The 20195-nt window shown below is 39.7% G+C and carries 15 protein-coding genes and 1 pseudogene; 7 read left to right on the forward strand and 9 right to left on the reverse strand.

The genetic code is table 11. The features are described 5' to 3' along the window. Positions 1-71 precede the first annotated feature (71 nt). The 5 genes from ADICYQ_RS24665 to ADICYQ_RS24685 form a co-directional block, all read right to left on the reverse strand. Positions 72-1577, reverse strand: coding sequence for a beta-helix domain-containing protein (locus ADICYQ_RS24665; protein WP_020888457.1), 1506 nt, complete (start codon positions 1575-1577; stop codon positions 72-74). A 434-nt stretch (positions 1578-2011) separates the two neighbouring features. Continuing rightward, positions 2012-4858, reverse strand: a complete 2847-nt coding sequence (gene uvrA, locus ADICYQ_RS24670; RefSeq protein ID WP_020888458.1) for an excinuclease ABC subunit UvrA — start codon at positions 4856-4858, stop codon at positions 2012-2014. A 267-nt stretch (positions 4859-5125) separates the two neighbouring features. Next, positions 5126-6673: a hypothetical protein gene (locus ADICYQ_RS24675; protein ID WP_020888459.1), complete on the reverse strand. Its 1548-nt coding sequence runs from the start codon at positions 6671-6673 to the stop codon at positions 5126-5128. A gap of 180 nt (positions 6674-6853) precedes the next feature. Beyond that, complete coding sequence (locus tag ADICYQ_RS24680; RefSeq protein ID WP_020888460.1) at positions 6854-7795, reverse strand: lytic transglycosylase domain-containing protein; 942 nt, start codon at positions 7793-7795, stop codon at positions 6854-6856. A 4-nt stretch (positions 7796-7799) separates the two neighbouring features. After that, complete coding sequence (locus tag ADICYQ_RS24685; RefSeq protein ID WP_020888461.1) at positions 7800-8516, reverse strand: LOG family protein; 717 nt, start codon at positions 8514-8516, stop codon at positions 7800-7802. Between the two features lie 177 nt (positions 8517-8693). On the opposite strand from ADICYQ_RS24685, the gene ADICYQ_RS24690 reads away from it, so the two are divergent. From ADICYQ_RS24690 to ADICYQ_RS24710, 5 genes are all read left to right on the forward strand, one after another. Beyond that, positions 8694-10055 carry a GntP family permease gene (locus ADICYQ_RS24690; protein ID WP_020888462.1) on the forward strand — a complete coding sequence of 454 codons (1362 nt, stop codon included), beginning with the start codon at positions 8694-8696 and terminating at the stop codon, positions 10053-10055. Between the two features lie 16 nt (positions 10056-10071). After that, positions 10072-11037 carry a D-erythronate dehydrogenase gene (gene denD / locus ADICYQ_RS24695; RefSeq protein ID WP_040418096.1) on the forward strand — a complete coding sequence of 322 codons (966 nt, stop codon included), beginning with the start codon at positions 10072-10074 and terminating at the stop codon, positions 11035-11037. 8 nt (positions 11038-11045) lie between these two features. Further along, positions 11046-11798 carry an SDR family oxidoreductase gene (locus tag ADICYQ_RS24700; RefSeq protein ID WP_020888464.1) on the forward strand — a complete coding sequence of 251 codons (753 nt, stop codon included), beginning with the start codon at positions 11046-11048 and terminating at the stop codon, positions 11796-11798. Positions 11799-11952: 154 nt separating this feature from the next. Further along, a complete protein-coding gene (locus ADICYQ_RS24705; protein ID WP_020888466.1) occupies positions 11953-12948 on the forward strand; it encodes a hypothetical protein in 996 nt (331 codons plus the stop codon). Positions 12949-13285: 337 nt separating this feature from the next. Continuing rightward, a complete protein-coding gene (locus ADICYQ_RS24710) occupies positions 13286-14281 on the forward strand; it encodes a YhdH/YhfP family quinone oxidoreductase (RefSeq protein WP_040418133.1) in 996 nt (331 codons plus the stop codon). Positions 14282-14383: 102 nt separating this feature from the next. Here the strand turns inward: ADICYQ_RS24710 and ADICYQ_RS30990 are convergent. The 3 genes and pseudogenes from ADICYQ_RS30990 to ADICYQ_RS26950 form a co-directional block, all read right to left on the reverse strand. Further along, positions 14384-15279: pseudogene (locus tag ADICYQ_RS30990) on the reverse strand (DUF6999 family protein). An 8-nt stretch (positions 15280-15287) separates the two neighbouring features. Continuing rightward, complete coding sequence (locus ADICYQ_RS24720) at positions 15288-17138, reverse strand: beta-ketoacyl-ACP synthase III (RefSeq protein ID WP_020888471.1); 1851 nt, start codon at positions 17136-17138, stop codon at positions 15288-15290. A gap of 3 nt (positions 17139-17141) precedes the next feature. Beyond that, complete coding sequence (locus ADICYQ_RS26950) at positions 17142-17861, reverse strand: sterol desaturase family protein (protein ID WP_020888472.1); 720 nt, start codon at positions 17859-17861, stop codon at positions 17142-17144. 265 nt (positions 17862-18126) lie between these two features. On the opposite strand from ADICYQ_RS26950, the gene ADICYQ_RS24725 reads away from it, so the two are divergent. Beyond that, positions 18127-18873, forward strand: a complete 747-nt coding sequence (locus ADICYQ_RS24725; protein ID WP_020888473.1) for a YHYH protein — start codon at positions 18127-18129, stop codon at positions 18871-18873. 6 nt (positions 18874-18879) lie between these two features. After that, a complete protein-coding gene (locus tag ADICYQ_RS26435; protein WP_146947861.1) occupies positions 18880-19515 on the forward strand; it encodes a toxin-antitoxin system YwqK family antitoxin in 636 nt (211 codons plus the stop codon). A gap of 208 nt (positions 19516-19723) precedes the next feature. Here ADICYQ_RS26435 and ADICYQ_RS26440 read toward each other — a convergent pair whose 3' ends face one another. Then, positions 19724-20044 carry an HmuY family protein gene (locus ADICYQ_RS26440; protein WP_020888476.1) on the reverse strand — a complete coding sequence of 107 codons (321 nt, stop codon included), beginning with the start codon at positions 20042-20044 and terminating at the stop codon, positions 19724-19726. Positions 20045-20195 lie beyond the last annotated feature (151 nt).

Raw genomic sequence — 20195 nt, forward strand, 5'->3', positions numbered from 1 at the left:
CAGCGATCAGATAAAAAAATTAGAAAGGAATGCGGATTGCATTCCTTTCAAAAAAATGTTGTCAGTTATTATTATTTTAAAGCGTCCAATTGTCCAGCAACAGCTGACCAAGTCCAATCAGCAAATACTGATTTGTCAGCTCCAACAGTTCCTGCACCATCAGCCACAGCACTAGCGTAAGCATCAGTTCCACTTTTGAACATGGTAGACAGTGAAACACCATCTGCAAGTACTACTTCAAGGTTTTCAAAAGAAAGGATCCCATTTGTAAAATTCTCAAGAGATTTATCTCCACTCAAAGAAAGGTCTCCTCTGCCATCTGTAGATGCCGGATCAGCAAAACCTTGAAAAAGAATGTTCTTGAAGGTACCTCTTGCACCATCTCTGAAATCACCTAATTCTGAAGCGTCATTTCCAACTATAGTACCATTCTGAAGGGTATGACTGTCGTTGTAGGAACCTTCAGGGCCATCTATTTCTAATGCATGGTCAGTAGATCCTCCGGAGATTACAATGAAATTATCAAGTGTTCCTGCCCAAGCCATATCAGTATCCAAAGCATCATCACCTGCATTCCATACAACAGCATTCTTCACACTTACAGTACCACCAAACCATTCGATTCCATCATCCTGATTGGCCACTACTTCTACATTTTCAATGATGGTGCTAGAACCAACAGATCCTAAAGTCAAACCATTGATTTCATTTCCTTCACCAATATTGGCGCCACCATGTCTGATAGATACGTATTTGATAGTCCCTGAATAATCTGCAGGATCATCTCCACCATGTAGTCCGTTTGAATCGGAAGGTGGAATTCCTTCTATTTGTACTTCTGTTACGTCTCCGGCAAAAGAACTTGGTGCTTTTCCAAGTACCAATAATCCTCCCCATAATCCATCCAGGTCAGGGTCAAGGTTAGGGCTAGCAATCATTCCAGGAGCAATTTCATCTGCTATGGAAGTAAAAATGATTGGTTGTTCTGCTGTTCCTATAGCTTCAATGGTTGCTCCTCTGGCAATTACCAAAGCGGTAGCGTTGGCACCAGATCCAGCTTCACCTTTTACAATAACTCCCGGTTGAATTTTTAATTCAACACCTGCAGTTACAGCTATTCTTCCACTTAGAACGTAAACTTTACCAGTTTCCCATTCCGTGTTAGCAGTAATGTTGTTTTCAATTTTAACAACCGTAGCAATTTCTCCTACAGTTACCACATAAGTAGAGGTCTGAGTATCGCCATTCATATCTGTAGCAACAAATTCAAATACCAGATTTTTGTCTGCATCTTCGGCTGTTGTTTGATAAGAAAACTGGTAGTCAGCATTCATTTCTCCTGTGTAATTTATGGTTTCGACAACCACACCATCTTTATAGACAACCAAAGTTGTCAGCCCGTCTCCCGCTGTAATATTGGCGGTAACAGGGTCTACTGTCTGACCAGCTTCTACTACTGCCGTAGCTGGAACTCCTGAAATAGCGACTGTATTATTAGGTGTTTCCTCTTCGGTACATGCTGTCATAGTTGATACAGCAATTGTAGCGATCATCATCCAATTAAATAATTTCTTCATGGTTAGGTATTAGATTTTTAAGTCTGAATTAGATTCAGGCACAAAATTGACCCAAAAATCTACCACCCAATAAAAAGTGAATTATGAAATTTTAAAATTAAATGCTCCGAATTAACCTTCTCTTAACATTGATAAAGAAATAGGCCCTATCAGACCCTCAGTGCGTTAACAACTCTTAATAATCAGCTATTTAGCGCAAAGGTTAGGTCTCAAATTCCCAAAAAACATACCTTAAAAATCATCAATTCATCTATTCAAACAGTGCTTGGTATTATTAACAGGTAATACAAAAAGTAAATTATGGCCTTTACCTGAAATCCCATCAATTAGAAAGGTAGCCCTTCGCGGAAATGTAAATCCACTTAAGACTACCTATATGCTTGTATTCCATGCTTGCGTTCAATTAGGCAACCACTCAAAGTCACAGGCTATTATCACATTACCAGGTCTTTCTTTTTCAATTCTTCTTTCAAAAATTTGGCAGTATGACTAGTAGGATGTAGCGCCATTTTCTCAGGAGTACCACTAAAAAGAATTTCACCACCTTTCTGACCACCTTCCGGTCCAAGGTCTATGACATAATCCACCACCTTAATAACGTCCATATTGTGCTCAATAATAAGCACCGTATTACCCTTGTCGACCAATTGTTGAAGGACACCCAAAAGCAATCCAATATCTTTGAAATGTAATCCTGTTGTGGGTTCATCAAGGATATAAAAAGTTTTACCAGTGTCTTTCTTCGAAAGCTCCGTAGCTAGTTTTACACGCTGCGCCTCTCCACCAGACAAAGTGGTGGCATGTTGGCCTAAAGTAATATAATCCAATCCTACATCATGCAGGGTTTGTATCTTCCTTAAAATCTTTGGTATGTGTTCAAAAAATGCTACCGCCTGCTCCACAGTCATGTCCAGAATATCTGCAATGGACTTGCCCTTAAATCTCACCTCCAAAGTTTCCCGATTGTAACGCTTCCCTTTACAGGTTTCACAGGGAATATGAACGTCTGGAAGAAAATCCATTTCAATCAACTTCATTCCTCCACCTTCACAATCCTCACAGCGTCCTCCTTTAACGTTAAAGGAAAATCTTCCCGGCTTGTAGCCTCTTATTTTTGATTCTGGCAATTCTGTAAATAAAGCCCTGATGTCTGTGAAAACACCTGTATAGGTCGCCGGGTTGGATCTTGGCGTTCGTCCTATAGGAGATTGATCCACTTCTATTACTTTGTCCAAATGCTCTAAGCCACTTATTTCTTTATAGGGCAAAGGTTCCTTTTTGGAATTGTAGAACTGTCTGTTAAGTAGCGGATACAGGGTTTCATGGATCAGAGAACTTTTTCCTGAACCTGACACGCCTGTAACACAAACCATGGTACCCAGTGGGATTTCGAGGTTTACATTTTTCAGATTATTTCCACTTGCTTCTTTTAATTTGAGTTTCTTGCCTGAGCCTTTTCTTCTTTGTTCAGGGATAGGTATGCTTAGTACACCATTCAGGTATTTAGCTGTAAGGCTATCGGAGGCTAATATCTCCTCAGGAGTACCACTCGCTACAATTTGACCACCATGGCGACCCGCACCTGGACCAATGTCCAAAACATAATCGGCCTCCATCATCATGTCCTTGTCATGTTCCACCACTATCACTGAATTCCCCAAATCACGTAAGTCTTTCAGGGCATGTGTCAGTTTCACATTGTCTCTTTGGTGCAAACCTATACTTGGCTCATCCAAAATATAAAGCACGCCCACTAATTGCGTTCCTATTTGAGTTGCCAATCGAATCCTTTGGGCTTCCCCTCCAGACAAGGTCCGCAAAGGACGATTAAGGGAAAGATAATTTAAGCCTATGTCGAGCAAAAACCCAATTCTTTTCCTTATCTCTTTCAATACTTCTGCGCCAATGATCTTCTGACGCTCCGTCATTCGCTCTTCAATATTAGCAAACCACTCTCCAAGGGAGGTGATATCCATTTGTGCCAGTTCACCAATATGCTTTTCTGCTATCTTGAAATGAAGGGCTTCTTTCTTTAGGCGATAGCCTTCACATTCGGGACATTGACGGGTGCTAGTGAAATCAGAGATCCACTTCTGAATTTTATCAGACCCTCCTTCTCTTTGCTTTTGGAGAAAATTTAGAATCCCTTCAAAGGTGGTGTTCCACTTTGTCCCCGGGTATTTCACGGAGTCAACAGCAACGTCCATTTTATCCCCATATAATAAAATCTGAATTATCTTTTCATCCAGTTTTTCTATAGGGGTTGCCAAGCTACCTGTATAGCGCTTAAGTATGGCTTCTATTTTTTTAAAAATCCAAATATCCCTGTATTCCCCCAAAGGTGCTATTCCTCCACGGCTAATACTTAAAGATGGATCTGGAATAACGCTTTCACGGGTGATTTCTTCTATCACTCCAAGACCATTACAAGAAGGACAAGCTCCGTAAGGACTATTGAAGGAGAAAGAGTTTGGTGCTGGCTCATCATAACTTAACCCTGTTAGCGGGTCCATCAGGTATTTTGAGAAATGATGAGTTTTACCCTCTTCATCAAGCAACATCATTACTCCTTTACCATGTTGCAATGCTGTTTTTAGCGACTGAGAAATCCTATACCTATCCCCCTCCTCTGCAAGTACCCTGTCAACCACTATTTCTATATCGTGAATCTTGTAACGGTCCACTTGCATTTTAGGCTCCACCTCAACCATCTCTCCGTCTATCCTGACTTTTGAGTATCCCATTTTACGGATCTGCTCAAACAATTCCCGGTAATGGCCCTTCCTGCCTTTTACAACTGGTGCCAGAATGGATAGCTTCTTGTCTAGAAAAACGTTAAAAATCTGAGCTATAATCTGATCTTCTGTCTGCCTAACCATCTTTTCACCGGAAAGGTAGGAATAAGCTTCACCTGATCTGGCGTATAAAAGACGCATAAAATCGTAAATCTCAGTAACGGTACCTACTGTAGATCGGGGATTCTTTGAGGTAGTTTTTTGCTCTATAGAAATAACAGGAGATAGCCCATTGATTTTGTCTACATCAGGTCTTTCCATACCTCCCAAAAAAGACCGGGCATAGGCAGAAAAACTTTCCATATAACGTCTTTGGCCTTCAGCATAAATGGTGTCAAATGCCAGTGAACTTTTACCACTGCCACTCAAACCTGTGATGACCACTAATTTATTTCTGGGTAAAGTAAGATCGAGGTTCTTGAGGTTATGCTCTCTGGCCCCATATATTTCAATATGTTCTTGAGAAGGTTGATTTTCTACTGACATTGGATATTTTTCTCTTGTATTGGTTTAACCTGAATTAGGTAATTACTATTCTTATTAGTGCTAAATTTATTGGGATAACACAAGGCAATTTTCGCCTTTTTCAACTTTGCCACGCTGATTGGCAGTCTTGAAACCAAAAGATTCCTTGACTTATTATAATTCCACCCCTCTCGTTATTTTAGTTCAATCACGCAATAAGCTTGACTAAAAAGAACATAACTAAGGTAAACCTAAAACAAGACAAATGGTTCATTTCCAAGTAAAGGTTTAATTGGTTTGCTTCTCCCTCATGTCTTGTTCCGTGTCTCCTGTAATGGTTGACTTCAGTCCACTCAATACCAAATTCCACCAATAATGGAAAATAAACTTGTGTTCTGCTCTCTGAAAATAAACTTCTCCTTTCTGGAGGTCTCCTGATTTTTGCGGATTATGTGTTCTTATCACAAGCTTATTGGCTATGAATGCACCAATATCTCTAAAAACATTTTTGTTCCGCTTATAATCTTTATCAAGGATTTCTATTTGCAAATCAGAATACCTTGCTATTACGTCGCCAGTACCTTCAATGTCATTTGCTACAATGTTAAAGTATAGGTTATCTAATCTACCTTGCTTTAGTGCAACCCTTGTTGCCGGCATGATCATGTTGTTAAGACTGGTCAGGTTCATCTGCCCTACAGTTCCTTCCAGTAAAAATTTCCCTTCCTTGTCATTGATCAGATAATCTGCCTGCATATCAATCTGTCCCTCTCCCATAAGCCTTCCTTTAGCTTTAATGCTTAGGGTATCATTCAATGACAATTTTTCCGCATAATTGGTGAAGCCAAGGATCTCTCCATTGACCTGGTCAAAAAATATCTTTCCAGAGGAAGGGGCTTTGGTGTCTGGCCGCTCCTGATAAGTAATGGTTGTGTTCTCAAAGTTAATCGACTTCAACCAAATACTTTTTGGCAGTCCTTTGATAATGTCATGTATCATTTTAGGTCTTTTGGTAGTGTCCTCCACCTTCCTTTTGTCTCTAAAAACCTCCAGTTCTAAATGATCCAATTGCACATTGTCTGCTGCAATTTTGCCTTCCCTGAAATAGGATTGAAAATCCATTCCCGAGATTTCTAACCGCGCATTGTTAAATTCCATCCAATTTGTCTCCTTTTCAAACCGGTTGATATAAGAATATTTGAGCAGTTTGTTTTTAAAAGCTGCCTTTTCAATGCTTAATTTCTGTTCCGTTGTATTAAAGGATAAATCATTGGCTTCTACCACATTTATATAGTCATTGACATGAAGCTCGACCTCTGCCAAATACCCCTCAATACTATTGACTGAAAATAGTGCCTCCTGACTTTCAAGGTCCTGATCACTTAGGCTAAACCCATCAGCAAAGATAAACAGGTCATTTATCAGCAACCTGGTAGAGTCTGTTTCACTGTCTCTGTTTTCAAAAGATGCTTTGTTGATCCGGAAATGATTGATGCTAATTTTTTTGTAGTTCTCTCCTTGATTTCCATTTTCCTGCCCCATGTTATCAGTCATTTCCTCCAGATCTGGTGTTACCGTCTCCAAAACCACATCGGCGATATAGGCAGAGTCTAGCTTGATGCTATTGTAAAATAGAAAATCTACCCAGCGAAAACCTGTCAGGCTGGCTTCCTTAAAAGTAAGGTTGAATTTGATTTTATCCTCCTCCATCAACTCCTGGCCAGGATGGATATTTACAGAATCCATTTTTAAAAAGGTACCCTGGTAATTATAATCCAGTCTGATTTTACCGAAATTGACCTCATGACCTGCAAATTCGCTGGTACGGACAATCATATTACTAACAATCCGCTCTGCGTTATTATTGAGATAATTATTAACCAATAATGGTAACAAATAAAAAAACCAAGCAAAACTAGCCCAATGATAAAGGTTATGATGAAAGGTTTTTTCATAGGAAGGGATTTATTTGCCATTCAAGTTAATCATAAAAGACAATTCCTTTACAAAAGAATTTTATAAGGGCAATTTTATGATATAAGAACTACCTTTTCGTACATTAAGTTTAGTATTAATTAGCCAGGGGTTATAAATTTTAACCTCCTTATAATTGCTATTCTGTTCTATAGCCCATTCCGCCAGGTTGTCTATGCTTTCACTGACTTGTATTTCCCTAAGAGGTGGTAAAGAGTACAAATCTTCATTTTGAAGCTCAAATCCATACTTGCTTTGATTTTCAAAAATTTCCTTCATTGCCAGTATCCTAAAGATATACCTGCTGGTTTCTTCATTAAGGTATAGGTCGTAATAATCAGGACTAAGCTGTTGGTTTTTCCTTCGGGCAATTCCTGCCATTCCCATATTATAACTAGCCGCTACACTTGTCCAATTTCCAAATTTGCCATAGGCAGCACGAATGTATTTACAGGCTGCTAATGTAGCTTTTTCAAAATGGTACCTTTCATCCACATCCCGGTTGACCTCCAATCCAAAATCCCCGGCAGTTCCCTTCATAAATTGCCAGAAACCCTTTGCCCCAGCTGGAGAAGTGACATTTAATAAGCCCGACTCTATGACAGCCACATACTTAAAATCATCAGGAATACCATTTTCTTTTAATGTCTGTTCGATATAAGAAAAATACTTGCCCGACCTCTTCAGCATCAGCAAGGCATTTGACTCCCAATAAGCGTTGACATAAATCTCTCTCTCGTACCTTTCGAATACATCAGGTTGATCAACAGGTGCTTTTTCGCCGGCAAATTCGGGCTTTTCGGGAAGGTCAAAAATTCGAACCCTAGGATTCGTTCTCGTCTTCCCTGCCCGCAATTCGGCAACTGCCCCTTCTTCTGCTTTTAGCTCAGGCTTTTCCTCCTTGCTTTGAAAAAGCAAATAGCCGATGATTACAAACTGCAATGTTACAAGGAAATACAGGTTATAGGTATGCTTTTTTTTCAATGTCTTAATAATTTGGAGACAGTAGATACTTGTTATAAAAATCGTCTATGGCACCCACTGCATCATCTGCAGAGTCTACAAGAACAAAAAGATCGAGGTCTTCTTTATTGATATTGGAAAAGGATTCCAACATGGTAGTTTTAATCCATTCGATCAATCCTTCCCAATACGCCTTCCCTACAAGGACAATCGGAAAACGTCCGATCTTCTTGGTTTGTATAAGGGTCAAAGCTTCAAACAATTCATCCATGGTTCCAAAACCTCCAGGCAAAACGATAAATCCCTGAGAATATTTGGTAAACATTACCTTACGGACAAAAAAGTAATCAAAGGTAAGCAGTTTGTCAGGGTCAATATAAATATTATTGAATTGCTCAAAAGGCAAAACGATATTTAAACCTACTGACTTGCCTTTTTCTGAATGAGCGCCTTTATTTCCCGCTTCCATGATCCCTGGACCACCTCCTGTGATCACCCCATAACCATGTCTCACAAGCTTGGCAGCAATGGCTTCAGCTTTTAGGTAATTGCGGTGGTTTGACGCTGTTCTGGCAGATCCAAAAATAGACACACAAGGTCCAATTTTGGCAAGCTTTTCAAAACCTTCCACAAATTCACTAATGACTTTAAATATTACCCAGGAATCTGCACTCTTGATTTCCGCCCAGTCTTTTTCCTTAAACGCTCTCCTTATTTTATCCTCCTCTTTTCCATCTTCCATGGTATCGCAATCAAATTTTCACCTCTAAAATAAAACCAATAATTTTTTTCCTAATGTAAACCATCCGAATTGAGCAAACAAACGACTTTTATTCAAAAAATAAAAATCTTTTACCTAAAACACGAATTTTAGAAGGCCTAGCCGTTAGATTTTAGAATATTTTCCCGTATTTAAAGTATGGAATCAATTTATCATGCTGACTTTTGGCCATTTGCCATTCTATTGTCCAGTATTGCTCTGGTCGTAGTTTTGGTTTCCAAATTTAAGTTTCACCCTTTTATTGCCCTGGTAGCTGCCGCTGTCTTTGTGGGCCTTTTGACACCAGATCTAATGGAGAGCAAAGGCATCAATGCTGCCCTCGATGAACCCATGATTGCTTTTGGTGTAATGGCAGGGAAAATAGCTTGGGTGATTGCCTTGGCGGCAATAATTGGTACGGCGATGTTGGAGAGTGGTGCAGCAGAGAAAATCGTTACCCAGTTGCTAAATAAACTCGGTGAAAAACAAGCCGCTTTGGCTTTGCTTATCGCTGCATTTTTACTCTCGATCCCTGTTTTTTTAGATACGGTCTTTTTCTTACTTATCCCCTTGGGCATTAGCCTGGCGCTCAAAACGGGTAAAAATTATATCCTTTATGTAATGGCCATCGGCGGTGGAGCTGCCATTACTCATAGTATCGTTCCCCCTACTCCTGGCCCACTTATCATGGCAGAAAGTCTGGGAATAGAGCTGGGAACGGTGATCCTTTCAGGAATGATTTTAGGAATTGTTCCTGCCCTATTGGTATTATATATTGGCAAAAGAATCAATGAAAAAATGGTTGTACCCATAAGAATAGCATTGCCAGTCAATGCTGGGGATGCATCTCAAATAGCTTTGACTTGGGCCCTTGCTCCCATCGTTTTACCCATCGTTATGATTGGTTCAGGTACAATGGTTCAAGCCATAACTGGGCATGTTCCTGAATGGTTGGTTTTTATCGGTAATAAAAATTTAGCTATGGCTACTGGAGCAGCGGCAGCCCTGTACCTATGGGCCAAATCTGAAAAACTATCCTCCAGAGAACTATGGTCAAAAGTAGGAAAGCCTTTGGAAATTGGAGGTATAATCATCCTTATCACAAGTGCAGGTGGTGCTTATGGTGCCATGATCAACAATAGCGGCATTGGAGAGGCAATTAGATTGGCTACAGAAAATTTCCCACTACATTTCATCCCTCTTGCCTGGCTAATAGCTGCCGTATTAAAAACCGCCCAGGGATCGGGAACTGTTGCGATGATTTCAAGTGTGGCCATCATGTCCGCACTAATTGGAGACGGACAATCCCTGGGGTTTCATCCTGTATACCTGTTGATGGCCATGGGCTTTGGCTCCCTCTTTATTTCCTGGATGAATGACAGTGCTTTTTGGGTGGTAGCAAGAATGAGTGGCCTAACTGAAAAAGAAGCCTTAAAAACCTGGACTTTTCTACTTGCAGTCATTTCACTGGCAGGAATGGCACAGGTTTGGCTACTGTCCTGGATGTTCCCTTTTGTCTAACCCAAAACCCAAAATAATGAATGTACTGATCATAGGAGGTGGCGGATTTATTGGTAGCAGACTCGCTACAGAATGGCTCCGCCAACACCCAGAATCCAAAGGGAAAATAACGCTGGTTGACCAGGCCTTTTTGGACATTATCAAAAACAACCCAGGTTTTGAATGCATTGCAGGAGATTTTAGCGACCCCTCGCTAATCGATCCTTTATTAGAAAAAAAGCCCGAACTGATATTTCACCTTGCCGCAGTAGTCAGTGGTGAAGCAGAAAAAAACTTTGACCTAGGAATGCGGGTAAACTTATACGGTTCCCAGCACCTGCTAGAGAAATGCAGGCAACTGGCTTACTGCCCAAAAGTGGTGTTTGCAAGTTCCTGTGGAATCTTTGGTGGTGATGTAAATCAAGTACTCACCGAAGAAACTGCGCCTAAACCCAAAAGCTCCTATGGCACACAGAAAGCCATGGTAGATTTGTTAATGAATGATTTCAGTAGACGTGGTTTTGTAGATGCCAGGTGCCTGAGACTTCCAACCATTACCGTTAGGCCGGGAAAACCAAATGCGGCAACCTCATCTTTTTTAAGTAGCATTATTCGAGAACCATTGAATGGGAAAGCAACGAGTTACCCTGTAGCTCCTTCATCCCCTTTTTGGATACTTTCGCCAAAGCAAGTCGTTCGTAACTTCATTCATGCCGCCAAGTTATCCGCCAAAGACATTGGGGATGACCGTACGATCAATCTCCCCGGTATAACCGTAAGCGTACAAGAAATGATCGACAGTCTGGAGAAGGTCACCCATAAAGGCATTACCGACCATATTTCCTATGAACCGGATGCCTTTCTCCAAAGCATTGTCCTTACCTGGCCTCCAAATTTTGACACCAAAAAGGCAGATGCACTTGGTTTCACTGCCGATAAAAACACCACGGAAATCATTACCAATTATATTCAGGAAGAGCACATACAAGTACCCGAAAAATAAGCCCAATTATGAAAACTACAATAAAAACTGCGCTCATCACCGGAGCAGGTTCAGGCATAGGAAGGGCTGTAGCGAAAGCTCTGGCCAAAGACAATTGGACCTTGATATTGACTGGAAGAACGAAGGAAACGTTGGAGGAAACTGCCAAAATTTGTTGCCAAGACGATGTATTGATTTTCCCCACAGACATCACATCACCTGAAAGTGTGAATGCATTGTTTGATAAAGTAATGGAAAAGTACGGACGCTTGGACTTGCTTTTTAACAATGCAGGGATCAATGCACCAGCTGTTCCTTTGGAAGACCTGGCTTATGAAGAATGGAAAAAAGTCATCGACACCAACCTTACAGGAGCATTTCTCTGTACCCAACAAGCCTTTAAATTAATGAAAGCGCAAGAACCAAAGGGTGGGCGCATTATAAACAATGGCTCCATCTCCGCCCATGCTCCCAGGCCAATGTCAGTGGCCTACACAGCAAGTAAACATGCTGTCACCGGCCTAACCCAATCCACCATTCTTGATGGAAGAGATCAAAACATTACCTGCAGTCAGATAGACATTGGCAATGCCAAAAGTGACATGACCAAAAAAATGGAAGAAGGCACCCTACAAGCGGATGGTTCCCGAAAAGTAGAGCCTACCATGGATGTCAATGAAATTGGTAGGGCCATCGTGTATATGGCCAGCCTCCCTCCTGCTGCCAACATTCCCTTTATGACCATCATGGCCAATGGGATGCCGTATATAGGGAGAGGGTGATCAAGTAAGTATTAAGCCAAATTTCAAGATAGGATAGATTGAATTGTACTGAAATGGTCCATTTATTATTTTTAAATATTCAAAACTGATGAAATTGGATTGACTATTGGAGGTAATCATAGAAAAAATATTTAGGGGTTAAAATATTAATTCAATGAACACAATTCTACTACTCAGCGGAATCATCATCGTTATCATAACAAATATTGATGCCTTATCCACCATTCTTCGATTAAATGGAGGAAGTAAAATATCAAATTTTGTCGCAAGACAAGTTTGGCATATGGGTGTTTTTATTTCAAGGAAATTTTCACGGTTAACTATTTTAAGCAATATAGGTGCTCTTGTTGTGGTAACATTGTTTACCCTTTGGGCTTTATTGCTGGGCATTGGTTATGGACTCATTTACAATTCGGATATCAATTCAATTGTTAAAACTTCAACTGAGTTATCCGCCAGCACAACAGGTAAATTTTATTACGTCGGTTATACTTTAACCTCCCTTGGGAATGGTGATTTAAAAACTGGGAGCGATTTTTGGCGAATAATCTCTAATTTGATGGGGTTGAACGGTATGTTTTTGTTGTCCTTAGCAATATCCTATTTTATCCCGCTTATGAATGCTGTAGTCAAACAACGAATGATGGCAACTTACATTTCTAACCTAGGCAACACACCCAATGAAATAATCCTTAACGGTTGGAATGGGAAAAATTTTGATAAAATTCATGATCAATTCAAAGAATTATATCCCATGATACTGTTGCATTGCGAGCAACAATTAGCCTATCCGGTACTAATGTATTTTCATTCTGAAAATCCAAAGTATTCCCCACAACTTAATCTTGCCAAACTTGATGAGGTTTTAAGCATTCAAAAGGTGTACAATATTGACAAATCTGACAAGGCATACATTTGGCAGAATTTGCGAATGGCAATGGATAAATATTTGAAAGTGGCAAAGAACTCTTATTCGTTTAAAAAAGAAGAGGTTCCTGATTTTCCTTATAAGGATGAATTATATTCTTTTGATATCTTAGTTTCAGAGGCTACTGCGATTGATCTAATACATAAAATTAATGACAGAAGGGCATTTATTGCTAGTCTAGTTAAAAATGATGGATGGAAATGGGAGGATATTACGGATTAAACTATAAAGGGTCAAGAGCAATATCACCCTGTCTTACTACAGCTCCTTTTCAAATAATAGGTGCTTTTGAATGGTTTTTTATCATTCAGTTTTTATAGGAACAACTGAAAATAACTTTTGAGGGGGCAGCAGTCAGTTCCTAATGGCTTGATAGGCGAGCTTTAGATAGCGCTAACTCAGCAAGGAAATTACAATTTGGGTCCATTTGGATAAACTCAAAAATTGGACAAAGCAATATTTCCAATATTAAGGCACATCAATTGCGGGAATAATTTACCACAAATACTTTATGTGGTTAAAAAACATACAAGACTCATTAAAAAATAAACCCCAGGATATGGAAGTAAATCAATTTAAATCCTTTGTTGTTGAGGAACAAAACGGAGCATTCATAGGAGAGATAAAAACCAAAAACATAACAGATTTACCTGCCGGTGATTTGCTAATCAAAGTTTCCTACTCTTCCCTTAATTACAAGGATGCCCTTTCTGCTTCAGGAAATAAAGGGGTAACAAGAAATTTCCCCCACACACCAGGCATTGATGCTGTAGGTGTAATTGCTAAGTCTGAAAATGATGGCTTTAGTATTGGTGACAAAGTAATCGTAACCAGCTATGATTTGGGAATGAATACGGCCGGTGGTTTTGGTGAATACATCCGGGTACCTGCAGAATGGACTGTAAAGCTACCCGAAAACCTGAGCATGAAAGAGGCAATGATTTATGGGACTGCAGGCTTAACCGCAGGAATGTCAGTATTGCGACTCAGCGAATTGGTGAAGCCTGAAGACGGTAAAATCATTGTTTCCGGTGCATCTGGTGGTGTTGGCGCATTGAGTGTGGCGATCCTTTCCAAACTGGGTTACACTGTCATTGCCATCACTGGCAAAGCGCATGAAAAGGATTACCTCATGAACTTGGGAGCAAATGAAATAATACTACGGTCTGATTTCGAAAATTTAGACAAGCGCCCTATGCTAAAACCTATTTGTGCCGGGGGAATAGATACCGTAGGTGGGGTGATTCTTGAAAATATCATCAAATCCACGACTTCTATGGGAGCCATCACCTGCTGTGGTAATGTAGCCTCACCAAATCTTGATCTGACGGTTTTCCCATTTATCTTAAGGGGCATTGCACTTATAGGCATTGATTCTCAGAACTACCCCATGAGTTACAGAAGACAGGTCTGGAACAAATTGGCCAAAGATTGGAAACCTGATCAATTGTCAGCCACCTGTGATGAAATAACACTTGATGCCTTACCTGAAAAAATAGCCTTAATGCTGCAAGGGAAATTAAAAGGACGAACTGTCGTGAAATTAGCTGATTAAGCAAGGCTATATTTACTCCTAAAATTAGTCTCGGGAATTTGGTTGAAAACAAAGAAAACCTTTGCCAAATTCCCGTTTTTTGCAAAGAGTGCTATTCGTATTTTACCTTGTAGGCATCATTACTCCATCGGCACTTTTATTCAATTTCATTTTGACCAAAACTTCATGCAATGTTTCAGCGGCAAGTCCATGCAATACTAACCTGTAAGCCGCACTATAAGTAGTCACCGGCACCATTGGATGCTTATTGTTAACCAGGCCAAGGTGTCCAGGAGTACCAAGAATTTGAGAAGTATAAATGGCGATTGTTTCATCTAGCTGCAGGGAATTTGAAGCCCGAATAAAATCATTGGAGGTAAGAAACAATTGGTAAAAAGGTGTAAATAGCTCAATGGCAGATCTCAAGTCCAGAAAATTGGTCCATCGATCTGGGAAAGCAATGTGATCAAATTGATCTTCCGTAATCATGCTCAAATCCAATTTTTCAGGTGGCCCAATGGAAATGTTTTTTCCCTCAACTGACTGTTTAAACGAATGACAAAATTGTACAAGTTTAGATCATGCTTCAAAAATAGGTCATCTTTTACGTCCTCAAAATTTCTTGGTTTGAGCGGGCTCCCAACTATTTCCACCTTTGGAATATTGCATGCAATAAATTGCAAGATCTCCGTCCCAATATGAAAATGTCTAAAAATAAGTAAATTGGCATCTGGACTTACAAAGCGCTTAAGTCCCCAGGCCAAAATCTTATGCAGGATTTGTGAGGAATTGATCAGTTTAGGGAAGAAAAACTTGAAAATGTGAATGAAGAACATGGTTATCTTAGATCCTACTTCTATAAAAGGAAGCAAATACCTAACGGATCTGGAGGAGTTGTCCCTCATTAAAACCAACTTGGTAGTTTGGTTAATCGGGATACTATCGTCCAGAAATAAGGCCAACCAGGGATTGGGATCCCTATCATCATGCTTCGATAAATCTAATACATTGTCTTTCATACTGCTCGTTAATAATTCCCCAATTCTTCCAATTGCATTTTGTATAATTTTGCCGTTGTTTTCGCTGTTTTAACAATGGCTTTCGCAATATCCTTGTTCATTTTGGGATGGTTCAAGGCCTCCTCTAAGTTATGAAAATGATTTTCATCCGCAGTACCATGGTAAGTAAAGAATGAAACTTGACTGTTTTTCAACTTCAACTGATCTTGCATCATTTCTCCCCAAAAACCTGCCAGCCTTTTCCCTATTCCCTCAATAATAAACATTGCCCCCAGCAAATCAATGGGGTTGGCTTTGCTTGCCTGCTGAAACATAAAAGAGGTCAAAGCAACTGTCCCAATGTTCTTTTCACCTGACCTTATGGTCTCAAGTTTCTCCCCAAGAGCTTCAAAATTCCTTTCTAGCATTTGATAATCTTTGTGCTCTGTTGCCGTATGCTTAATAAATGCGGAGCGCAAATCAAAAAGGTCAATGTCAATATTAGAAGCAGCTCTGGAAATCCACTGGGAACCATCTATCACTTGCTGCCTAAGGTCTATTAACAACAGCTTATAATCAGCCACACTCAACTTCCCATCATGAATTTTGGCGACAATAGGTACTTTGAGCAAAGCCGTTTCAAAATCAATCCAGACCTGGGCGAGGTTTCGGATCAACCATTCAGAAGTTTCACTTTTATCAATAATCAATTCAGGTGGTTCTATTTCCCTCAATGGATAAGCCCTGGTCTTCAATTTAGTATTCCCTATCACTGTTAAACGCATATAAGAAGTGATAAAGCGACCACTTTCAGGCACCATACAGAGGATAGTATCCCCAGTATTTAATTTTCCGGAATACATCAATTCTTCCAACATAATGAAAATTGAAGCTGCCCCAGTATTTCCTTTGGAGGTAAGATTGCTAAACCATTTCTCTTCGGCTATGGCTCCTCCACCCTTTTCCATCAGTTCTTTGATGCTGTCCTTGAAAACCTCAGAGGAATAATGACAGCACAACCAATCTATTTGAGAAGCATTAATCTTCCCCTGATCGATTAACTCAAAGTAATGCGCTACCCCTGTTTTGATCACCTTTTCCAGGAGTCTTGTGTCCTGCTTCAAATTTATTGCTCCCGCTTTAGAAGCTTCCTCATAGCTTGAATAATCCAACCAGGTTTTTTCTTCTTCATTTTTATTGTCCGTTTTCCCTGTAAACATGCAAACGGGGAATTCATTGGCATAGGATTTAAGGTCAATCCAATCAATTCTCAAAGAAATCCCCTCATGATTTCCCTTGTTTTGAAGCACGAAAGCACCGGCCCCATCAGAAAGCATCCAACGCAAAAACTCGGCATCAAAAGGCAAAGTTTCTACTCCCTGTGCCTCAAACCTTGAAGCTTTAAACATTCTGCTGGAAAGCTCACTTCCTACACAGATTGCATTCTGTTTTTCTTCACTTTTTATTTGACTAAAAGCACTTTTTAATGCCATAATCCCACTAGCACAAACACTTTGAAAACTCGCCACTTCACAACGATTGAAATCCAAACCGGCATGCACCATACTGGCAAATCCAGGAATTGGCAAATCTCCCTGTGTCGTTCCAGTACACAACAGCGCTACCTCAGCAGACCGTAAATTGCTTTTTTTGAGTGCATTCTTCACCGCATTTACAGCCAACAATGCATTGGAATGCGTCGTTTCCTGGGATTTGTCTAGGGCATAATACCTCGTCTTGATACCGTTTTGTTTTAAGATGCGTTCCTTTATTCGGCTGTCTTTCCCGCCGATACGGCCCAGAAAATCTTCCATTTCATCGTTTGAAACAGGTTTATTGGGCAAAAACGTACCTGCTGCGGTTATATATACTTCATTCATTTGTCATCTGTTTTGTCTGGAAAACAATTTATCCAGAAAGTTAAGGGCAAAGCCGTAGTTCTTCCTACCTCTGCTATGATGCTCATTATGGTAGGTGCCAAAATGCTTCCACCCATTTCCTTTGCCATTTCCAAACCTATAATTACAATGGCCTGCAAAATTCAATAAAATACTTACCAGAGGGAAAATGAAAACAGCAAGTATTGAAAACGGAATAAACGGCAATATGGTTAAAGGTACCGTACTTAATAATAAGGCCTCCACCCAATGAAAGCTATACACGGAATATACTGTTGGGACATGAGATTTATGGTGAATGTAATGCACCTGTTTCATCATGAATTTTTGATGCATCAATCGGTGCACCAAGTAAAAGTGAACCTCATTCCATAACGTAAGAGCGATAATCCCAACAAGAACCGTAAGCCAGGTATTGGGTAATAAATCTATTATACCTAAACGCACAAAATAAATAACGGGTATAATCGAGAACCCAAAGACCACTATAGACTTCAAAGAATGCTTGATTTCAAAAACGACCTGCCGGCGAGAAACTTCCTCGGGCCGAATTTTGTGAAGCAGTTTACGAGATTCCAAAAATCTACAAATGGCTAAAAACAGGGGCGCTATACCAAAATATAGCAACAGGAAGTAGCCAAAGGAAAGCTCAAACAATATAAGGTAGGAATAGTCATACAGTACATGTTTTATAAAAGGCTCCATTAGGTGCTTAGTTTTTACCGATTAGGGGATTTGGAACCTTAAAGATAGGCATTTCTTCTATTTGTCTTTTAGCAATACGTCGAGGCTTGTGCTAAGGTTTGGGCCGGAAAATCGGTAAATGACTGTAACCCTCGGAGTGTTAAATTTTTAATCGGATGAAATGAATGCTTACTCTATTGTCTCCTTTTTTAAATGTTTTACAGAGAAAATCTAAATAAAATATTTATTAGCGAAGGATTAGTAAAGAAACTGCGTCTATAGAGACATGAGAAAAGCATTGTATTTAATTCTAACGATAGGTTTATTTTCCTGTGAGAATGAAAAACTGCCTGTTACTCCTGGAAGTGTATCTATTTCGAATGTCGTACTTGAGAACTACGTGAATGAATATACCCAAGAAGTTTCTGTTCAGGTAAATGAGGACAATATTACTATCAATAGCACCGGATTGCCTGATCATAAAACACCTTATTGGGGTGAAGGACACGAAATGTTTGAAGCTTTCCCGGGAAGCAATCATGCCAACATGAATACGAGCATGATTTCATTTAATTATTCTATGACCATCCCCACAAATCCAAATGAAAGTTCTTATAAAGAAGAAACGGAATTGGGGCCGGTAGGAATGGCATTAAATGGTGTTCCAATTTACAATGATTATGAAGGTGGTGGGGTTTTACAAGAGAATGCCTGGGGAACTTTTGATGCTTCAGGCGGTCATCCTGGACCACGGGAGGACTATCATTATCATAGCGAAGGCACTTATCTTACCGTTAATGATGCTGAATTAATTGGCTTTTTAAGGGATGGATTTCCTGTCTACGGGCGCAAAGACATGGACAATTCTTATCCAGACAACCTGGATGAAAATGGTGGACACACTGGCCCAACTGCTGATTTTTCTGATGGTATTTATCACTACCATGTCAGCAATGAGGTTTATTCTACCTCAGGTTTATATGTTATTAAATCTGGGGCCTATCATGGAACCAAAGGAACATTCACTCAATGATATTTGATGGCATTCGGTTTAGGTAAAATATTGAAAATGTTTTTGGTTCTCCTGATTGGTATAGGCTTGTCTTCATGTGAGTATTTCTCCAAGGAGAACGAAGAAAAGTTTGAGCTTGATTATTCAGTGGATACTTCAGGGATCCCCAATGACACCATAAATTTTAATGATGCAAACATATCATTGGTAAATGGCTACTATTATTTGGGGTATGAAAAATATTCAGGGATCATTTACAAAAAGCAAGTTGGATTCAATATAAGCACCTATAGTTCAATTTTAGATGGTGTGCTTCATGGTTTATATACCAGCTATTACGATAATGGAAAGCCCTTTGAAGTCCGGAATTATAGAAATAACCTTTCAGTGGGCAAGCAAATTGGATACTGGGAAGATTCCGGAGAGCTAAAGTTCGAATACAATTATTACGAGGACAAAAAGGAAGGTGTGCAAAGAAGTTGGTATGCAAACGGAGCCCCTTCATATGTCTACAATTATAAAGATGACAAACAGGATGGATTACAACAAGCATGGAGGCTTAATGGCAGCTTGTATCGAAATTTTCAAGTTAAAAATGGTACAAGATTCGGTTTGCAAAAAACAACTACCTGTTATGCCTTAGAGGATGAAAAAATAATTTGATTTACTATTTTAATATAAAATAAAGCCCGTCATGAGACCTTTAAATCAGAATATCCAAAACCAAAATTACAAGAAAGACTACTACGAAGAATTTCTTAATCGCTTAAAGAAGATTAACAATGACCTGGATGAAGTAAAAGAAACCCTGCCGAAAAAAATAAATTTTTCAACAAGGCTCAGAATTCCAATGCTGGAAAATAAACTTACATTATTCGAAAATGGTAGTACCGTTTGGTTGTAATACAAATTGAAAGGTATAGGTAGCGCCTACATCAGTCAAAGGATCCAACGCTTCATCAGAAGGGCTTCCTTTGTAGTAACTTAGGATTTCTACCTTGGCATAATTACCAGAAGCAGTTTGTAGCAAAATCACTTTTCCTGGAATAGGTTTAATGGCGTGGGTAGTGGAATTATAACTGTACCAGCCATTACCACTTCCAGTGGGGATTGCCAATTCTGTTTCTGTATCCATAGAGAAGGTAGCTGTCTCAGGTACTTCCTTAATTTCCTGGAAAACACCATCGACCAAAGCTGCCCGAACATTTTTATCCTTGTTGGTACGTATAGTCGTTCATTTAAAGGCCTCATCCCAGTCTTAACTTTCTGTCAAAAGCTTGTATTCAGAAAAGCTGTAGCATTGGAAAGGGTTCTCTTCCAATACCTGCCCGGAAATACAATGC

The sequence above is a fragment of the Cyclobacterium qasimii M12-11B genome (assembly GCF_000427295.1).
Taxonomy (GTDB): domain Bacteria; phylum Bacteroidota; class Bacteroidia; order Cytophagales; family Cyclobacteriaceae; genus Cyclobacterium; species Cyclobacterium qasimii.